This is a genomic window from Acutalibacter caecimuris (assembly GCF_034335085.1).
Classification (GTDB): domain Bacteria; phylum Bacillota; class Clostridia; order Oscillospirales; family Acutalibacteraceae; genus Acutalibacter; species Acutalibacter caecimuris.
On sequence record NZ_JAWXXJ010000060.1, the window covers coordinates 1 to 5,966 of the forward strand.

The 5,966-nt window shown below is 60.5% G+C and carries 6 protein-coding genes and 1 pseudogene; 4 read left to right on the plus strand and 3 right to left on the minus strand.

Features of this window, described 5'->3' with window-relative positions; translation table 11 throughout:
* The 4 genes and pseudogenes from U8U01_RS16885 to U8U01_RS16900 all read left to right on the plus strand — a co-directional run.
* Window positions 1–105: pseudogene (locus U8U01_RS16885) on the plus strand (IS5/IS1182 family transposase); the annotation flags it as partial.
* Between the two features lie 71 nt (window positions 106–176).
* Window positions 177–1,226 carry a threonine-phosphate decarboxylase CobD gene (gene cobD, locus U8U01_RS16890; protein WP_322176765.1) on the plus strand — a complete coding sequence of 350 codons (1,050 nt, stop codon included), beginning with the start codon at window positions 177–179 and terminating at the stop codon, window positions 1,224–1,226.
* Entirely contained in the window at window positions 1,226–2,728 is a 1,503-nt protein-coding gene (locus U8U01_RS16895; RefSeq protein WP_322176766.1) for a cobyric acid synthase, read from the plus strand. Before cobD ends, U8U01_RS16895 begins: the two co-directional genes overlap by 1 nt.
* Window positions 2,725–3,399 carry a precorrin-8X methylmutase gene (locus U8U01_RS16900; protein ID WP_322176767.1) on the plus strand — a complete coding sequence of 225 codons (675 nt, stop codon included), beginning with the start codon at window positions 2,725–2,727 and terminating at the stop codon, window positions 3,397–3,399. Before U8U01_RS16895 ends, U8U01_RS16900 begins: the two co-directional genes overlap by 4 nt.
* 136 nt (window positions 3,400–3,535) lie before the next feature.
* On the opposite strand, the gene U8U01_RS16905 is transcribed toward U8U01_RS16900, so the two are convergent.
* The 3 genes from U8U01_RS16905 to U8U01_RS16915 are packed head-to-tail and all read right to left on the minus strand — an operon-like array spanning window position 3,536 to window position 5,629.
* A complete protein-coding gene (locus U8U01_RS16905; RefSeq protein WP_322176768.1) occupies window positions 3,536–3,925 on the minus strand; it encodes a NusG domain II-containing protein in 390 nt (129 codons plus the stop codon).
* Window positions 3,918–5,015, minus strand: coding sequence for an FAD:protein FMN transferase (locus tag U8U01_RS16910; RefSeq protein WP_322176769.1), 1,098 nt, complete (start codon window positions 5,013–5,015; stop codon window positions 3,918–3,920). Before U8U01_RS16910 ends, U8U01_RS16905 begins: the two co-directional genes overlap by 8 nt.
* A complete protein-coding gene (locus U8U01_RS16915; protein ID WP_322176770.1) occupies window positions 5,012–5,629 on the minus strand; it encodes a cytidylate kinase-like family protein in 618 nt (205 codons plus the stop codon). The genes U8U01_RS16910 and U8U01_RS16915 overlap by 4 nt, the downstream gene beginning before the upstream one ends.
* Between the last annotated feature and the right edge of the window lie 337 nt (window positions 5,630–5,966).

Here is a 5,966-nt window from a genome sequence, read left to right on the forward strand (position 1 = left end):
CTCAAAAGATGGCGCGGTATTGCTACGCGCTACGCCAAAAACGCCTCTTCCTTCGCCGCCGCTGTCCAGATCCGTTGTATTGCTATTTGGCTCCTTGTTTATTGACGACGCCATCTAGCGTCTACAGAGGTAAAGTAGAAGTTGGCTGGAACAAAACGTGAAAGCGAGGTGCGGATATGGAACTGACCCACGGTGGCGATTGGGCCGGGTATCAGCAAGAATATGGGGGGATGCCGCTGGACTTTTCTGCCAATGTGAGCCCCCTTGGTTTGCCGGAGGGGGTGCGGCAGGCGGTGGTTGCCGCGCTGGCCGAAGCGCCCCGGTACCCTGACCCTTTGTGCCGGGCGCTACGGGAACGGCTGGGGGCGCTGCATGGCGTACCCCCGGCACAGGTGCTTTGTGGCAACGGCGCGGCGGATTTGATCTTCCGGTTGGCGCTGGCGGCCCGGCCCCGGCGGGCACTGGTAACGGCGCCCACCTTTGCGGAGTACGAGCAGGCCCTGGAACTTGTGGGCTGTGACACCCGTCGCTGGGTTTTAACCCCGGCGGAAGGGTTTGCCGTTACAGAGCGCATCTTACCGGCAATTAACCGGGAGTTGGATGTGCTTTTCCTCTGCGAGCCCAACAACCCCACAGGCCGCACGACCCATAGGGGACTTCTTCAACAGATATTGGAGAGGTGCCGGGAATGCGGGGTGCTGCTGGCTGTGGATGAGTGCTTTAACGACTTTTTGGACGAGCCTGCCGCCCATAGCCTGATAGGGGAACTGGCCCACTGCCAGAACCTGGTGATTTTCCGGGCTTTCACCAAGCACTACGCCATGGCTGGGCTGCGGCTGGGGTATTGCCTGGGGAATCGGGAACTTTTGGAGCAAATGGCCCGCTGCGGCCAGCCCTGGGGCGTGTCCTCCCTGGCCCAGGCGGCAGGCTTGGCTGCTTTGGAGGAGAAGGCGTACAGTAAGACGCTGCGGGCCCTGATACGGGAGGAACGGCCCTTTTTGGCAGAAGGGTTGGCAGCGCTGGGGTGCCAGGTATTCCCCGGTGAGGCCAATTACCTGCTGTTTGCCCATGCTGATAGAGAGGTCTGCCAGAAACTGCGTAGCAAGGGGGTTTTGCTGCGGGACTGCCAGAATTACCCTGGCCTTGCTCCGGGCTGGTACCGGGCGGCCGTGCGCACAAGAGAAGAAAACCAGGCCCTGCTGCGGGCCTTAAGGGAGGTGTTGTAATGGCCAGGTGCATTATGGTGCAGGGGACTATGTCCGGCGCAGGGAAGAGCCTATTAGTTACGGCCCTCTGCCGCATTTTCCGGGAAGACGGCTGGCAGGTGGCGCCTTTTAAAAGCCAGAATATGGCCCTGAACAGCTATATTACCGCCGATGGGCTGGAAATGGGCCGGGCCCAAGTGGCCCAGGCCTGGGCCGCGGGCAAAGAGCCGGACGTGCGCATGAACCCCATCCTGCTAAAGCCGAACAGCGATACAGGCAGCCAGGTTATTGTAAACGGGCGGGTGCGGGGCAACTATCCGGCGCGGGAATACTTCAAGATGAAAAAGGGGCTGATCCCGGAGATCATGGCGGCTTATAACAGCCTGGCAGCGGAAAACGATGTGATTGTGATCGAAGGCGCCGGCAGCCCGGCGGAGATCAACCTAAAGCAGGATGACATTGTAAACATGGGGCTGGCAAAGCTTACCAACGCCCCGGTGCTTTTGGTGGGGGATATTGACCGGGGCGGGGTATTTGCCCAACTGTTCGGTACCGTGGCCTTGCTGGAAGAAGAGGAGCGGCGGCGTATGGTGGGCATGGTGATCAACAAATTCCGGGGGGACCCGGCCCTGCTGGCCCCCGGCCCCGCCCTGCTGGAGGAAAAAACCGGCATCCCGGTGCTGGGGGTGGTACCCTATGTGCAGGTGGACATTGACGATGAGGACAGCCTGTCCCCCCGGCTAGACCGGCAGGCAGGCAGCAGGCCTATTGACATTGCCGTGATACGGCTGCCCCGCATCTCCAATTTCACGGATTTTTCCCCCTTGGAGGATCACCCGGCACTGGGGGTGCGGTATGTGGAAAAGCCCGGCCTGCTGGGGGAACCGGATCTTGTCATACTGCCTGGTACAAAAAGCACCCTAAGCGACCTGCTTTGGCTACGGCAAAGCGGGCTGGAGGGGCGTATCCTCCGGCTAGCTGGGCGGGGCGTGCCGGTGTTGGGGGTTTGCGGAGGGTATCAAATGCTGGGGGAGGCCCTCTCAGACCCGCTGGATGTAGAGGGAGGAGGGGAGCTCCGGGGGCTGGGGCTTTTGCCCTGCACCACCGTATTTACCCCGGAAAAGGCGCGTACACGGGTACAGGGCCGGGTACTGGCCGGCCCCCTCGCCAGCGCGGGCATAGAAGGGTATGAAATACACATGGGCCGTACGGAAACCCGTGGGGCGGGCCCCTTCTGCCGGATGGAGGACGGCAGGGAGGAGGGGGCCGCCAGGGGAAATGTGTTCGGCACCTACCTGCACGGGCTCTTTGATACCGGGGAACTGACCCAAAAGCTGGCCGCCTGGCTGTTGGCGCGGCAGGGTATAGAGACAGGGGCGTTCCGGCCGGAAAGCCACCGGGCCCATCAGGAGCGGCAGTTTAGCCGGTTGGCAGGCGCGGTGCGGGAAAGCCTGGATATGGCGGCCCTTTACCGGTCCATGGAGGCATTTGGAGATCGTCCTGAAAGGGGGGCAGGGATATGAACGGCATTACCCACAGCGGGCCGGGGGATATTGAGCGTACCAGCATGGCGATTATAGCAGAGGAATTGGAGCGCATGGGGGTGGAGCTATTGCCGGAAAACCGGGCCATGGTTCAGCGGGTCATCCACGCCACGGCGGACTTTGACTTTGCCCGTACGCTGGAATTTACCCCCGGCGTAGCAGAAAAAAGCGTAGGTGCTTTACAAGGCGGGGGGGCTATCATTACGGATACAAATATGATAAAAGTGGGGATAAGCCGCCCGGCTATGGACAAGCTGGGCTGTACGGCCCGCTGCTATATGGCAGATGCGGATGTGGCCCAGGCGGCCAGGGAGCGGGGTGTGACCCGGGCGGTAATCTCCATGGAGTGGGCTGCGGTAGAGTGCCCGAAAGGGGTATTTGCCATTGGCAATGCCCCCACCGCCCTGCTGCGGCTGGAGGAGTTGATCCGGGAGGGGCTGCGGCCCAGTCTGGTGATCGGCGTGCCGGTTGGGTTTGTAAACGTGGTGGAAAGCAAGGAACGCCTGCTGGAAACAGCCAAAGCCTGCGGCGTGCCGGCCATTGTTGCCAGAGGGCGCAAAGGGGGCAGTACGGTGGCAGTGGCCGTGTGCAATGCGCTGCTGTATACCGCTGCGGGCAGCCTGGACCCGGCCAAGCGTGGTTGGGGATAAAAGCCCAGCGGCTACAAAAAAGCGTCCGCCCTTTCTTGTGGGCGGACGCTTTTTTAGCAAGAACCGGCGCTCGATTTTTATGGGGACGCGGGCAAACGTATTTTATTGCACATCCCGTATGCGCAGGCGCCGGAGGTCAATAGGTTTCTGCGTCTACGGTTGTACCGGCGCCGCCTTCGATGCGCAGCACAGCCCGTGCCGGAAGGCACACGGCGGTTTCGCCGGTACGGCTGACAAGGCCGGTGCGGCAACAGGTTTGATCGGGGCAGCCGGAGGACAGGAAACGCGCCCCATCCGGGGAGAACTCCACTGTAAGGGAGATGCCGCCTTGCCCGGTAACGGTGCATGGTTCCGGCCGGGAGAGTGTGGCCAAGGTACGGCGTGCAACCGCTTGCCCGTCTACTTCCAGGATAGCAACCGCCCCCGGCGGGGTGCGGTGCTGCCAAATCAGTAGGCCCGCCAGCACCAGTACCACCAGCGTGTACACCGGCCAGTCTTTTGGGGAAAACAACCGGCGCTTATCCATATGCAGCCTCGGTTAGGGTATAGGCAAGGGCGGTAAGGGTGAACTGCCTATACCAGCCCGGCGTTACCGTGACAGTGCCGGCCTCGTCCACAAAAACCGCCTGGGCCCCGTATGCCTCCAGCAGGGGCAGGCTGTCCTGTAGGCCAAGGACAAAACAGGCGGTAGCCAGGCCATCGCTAAGGGCCCCGGAATCCGCCCACACAGTTACGGACACTAGCCCGCTTTGGGCCGGGTAGCCGGTGCGGGGATCCAGCAGGTGGCAGTAGGTCTGGCCGTCCTGCTCAAAAAACTTCTCGTAGCTGCCGGAGGTGGATACAAACCCGCCGGAAAGTTCCAATACCCCCAGGCTGCCCCCACCCTCCGGGTTACGTACGCTGACCCGGAAGGGCTTGCCGTCCGGCTTTTGGCCCCAAAGGCCCACACTGCCCCCTACGGTGATCACCGCAGCCTTTACCCCGGTGTCCTGGTAGACAGCAATCGCCGTGTCGCAGGCTGCCCCCTTGCCGATGGCCCCCAGGTCAACGGCCATGCCCTCCCCGGCCAGGGCCGCGGCGTAGGGGGGGATCCGGCCGTCAAACAGGGCCTTGTCCACAGGGAGGAAGGCCATGCCGGCGTCCTCACCCAACAGCAGCTTGTTGTAGTCTACCAGTGCCAGGGCAGCCGACAACGCCTCTTCCTGGGGCAGATGGGGGTTGCTGTCAAATTCCCAAAGACGGCTTACCGGACCGATGGTAACGTCAAAGGCGCCGCCGCTTTTTTCACACAGGGATAGGGCTGTTTCCAGCAGGTCATAGGTTTCCGGGCTGAGCGTGGTAGGCTGTAGCCCTGCCTGGGCGTTGAGCCCGGCTATGTCCCCCTCCCGCCGCCAGGAGATGCTGTTTTCCAGCGCAGCCACTGCGGCAGCGGCCTCCTCAGTGGCAGGCCCGTTTCCCGGACCCCACACTGTCTGCTGTACGTAGGCGCCCATAGCGAAGGTTTCCAGCTTTCTGGGGGTGTTGTGCTGGCGCACCCAAAGCAGGGCCAAGGCCAGCATCAGCAGTAGAAGAAACAGGCCCGCCAACAGCAGGCGGGCCTTGCGCTTTTTGGTCATCTGTCCAGCTTATGGGCGGCATCTATCAGCAGGTCTACCGCCTGGTCTATGGTGAAACGGGAGGTATCTATGGTAATGTCATAGTTTTGCAGGTCATCCCAGCGTTTATTGGAGTAAAAATTGTAGTAATTGGCCCTTTGTTTGTCCTTTTTGGTCACAAAGTCTGCGGCCTTGCGCTCTTCGCAGTCTTTTTTGGCGATGGAACGCTTGATCCGGTCCTCTTTACAGGCGTGTACAAAGACATTCAGGCAGTTTTCGTGCTCCCGCAGGATATAATCGGCACAGCGGCCAATGACCACACAGGGGCCCTCTGCGGCAGCTTTTTTGATTATATCCGACTGGATAATGAACAGCTTGTCGTTAATGGGCATCTCGTTAACACTAGGGATACGGGCCCCAAAGGAGTAGCTGCCCATGACCATGGAGTAGAGCAGGCTGCTGGTGGCTTTCTCGTCGGCGTGGGCGAACACCTCCTCCGAAAGGCCGCTTTGCTTGGCAGCCATCGCAATCAGAGCCTTGTCGTAAAAGGGTACGTCCAGACGGCGGGCCAGTTTTTCTCCCACTTCGTGGCCTCCGCTGCCAAATTGCCGGGAAATTGTGATGACGGGCAACATATTGGGTGCCTCCTTTATGAAAAATTCCAGTAATCGCGGAGGAAACTGCGCAAATCTATACAGTTTTCCTATATATACTATAGCGCATTCCGGGGCAAATGTCAATAGGAATTTAGCGCGCGGATCGGGATGGACAGGTAGCGGCAATCTGACAAGAGGAGGGGAACAAGCAGTGGGGCCGCGGGCGCACGGGGATAGGCGCGATTTAGGGATAACTAACCGCCATGTCTTGGGGGGATACCGGGCAGATAGGCAGGGGGTATTTGGCAGGTATTGCGGGGGTAGTAGGGGGGTATTGCCAGGGTAATTTTTTACTTTATGGTATTTGATGATTTTT

Excerpts from the sequence above, each read along its gene's own strand:
- cobD (WP_322176765.1), top strand. The coding sequence starts at position 177 with ATGGAACTGACCCACGGTGGCGATTGGGCCGGGTATCAGCAAGAATAT.
- U8U01_RS16895 (WP_322176766.1), top strand. The coding sequence starts at position 1,226 with ATGGCCAGGTGCATTATGGTGCAGGGGACTATGTCCGGCGCAGGGAAG.
- U8U01_RS16900 (WP_322176767.1), top strand. The coding sequence starts at position 2,725 with ATGAACGGCATTACCCACAGCGGGCCGGGGGATATTGAGCGTACCAGC.
- U8U01_RS16905 (WP_322176768.1), bottom strand. The coding sequence starts at position 3,925 with ATGGATAAGCGCCGGTTGTTTTCCCCAAAAGACTGGCCGGTGTACACG.
- U8U01_RS16910 (WP_322176769.1), bottom strand. The coding sequence starts at position 5,015 with ATGACCAAAAAGCGCAAGGCCCGCCTGCTGTTGGCGGGCCTGTTTCTT.
- U8U01_RS16915 (WP_322176770.1), bottom strand. The coding sequence starts at position 5,629 with ATGTTGCCCGTCATCACAATTTCCCGGCAATTTGGCAGCGGAGGCCAC.